Raw genomic sequence first — 273 nt, 5'->3', positions numbered from 1 at the left:
GTGCCGGCGCCGATTCTGAGAAGGTGGTCGGGTGGACATCTGGAACCGGTATGCCTCGGTGGTGAGTTCTCGCCGGTCGTGGTGGGTGCTGATCGTGCTCGCCATCGCCGCGATCGGCGTCATCGGCGCGGTCGGGGAGAACGAGTCCGCGGGCGAGGCGCCGAACTCGCTGCCCGACGGTAATCAGTCCGCACAGATCGAACAGGCGCTGGCGCAGTTCCCCGATGCCGGCTCGGCCGCGGCGGTCATCGTGGTCTCCCGTGACGACGGCGC

General features: G+C 69.2%; 1 pseudogene. It reads left to right on the top strand.

Going from position 1 to position 273, the window contains the following annotated elements:
• Positions 1-31: 31 nt before the first annotated feature.
• Positions 32-273 (top strand): annotated as a pseudogene (locus tag GV792_RS28935) (MMPL family transporter); the annotation flags it as partial.

It is taken from the genome of Nocardia cyriacigeorgica (assembly GCF_010868145.1).
Classification (GTDB): Bacteria; Actinomycetota; Actinomycetes; order Mycobacteriales; family Mycobacteriaceae; genus Nocardia; species Nocardia cyriacigeorgica_D.
The sequence above is the reverse complement of the archived record's forward strand: the minus strand, read 5'-3'. Positions and strand labels throughout refer to the sequence as shown.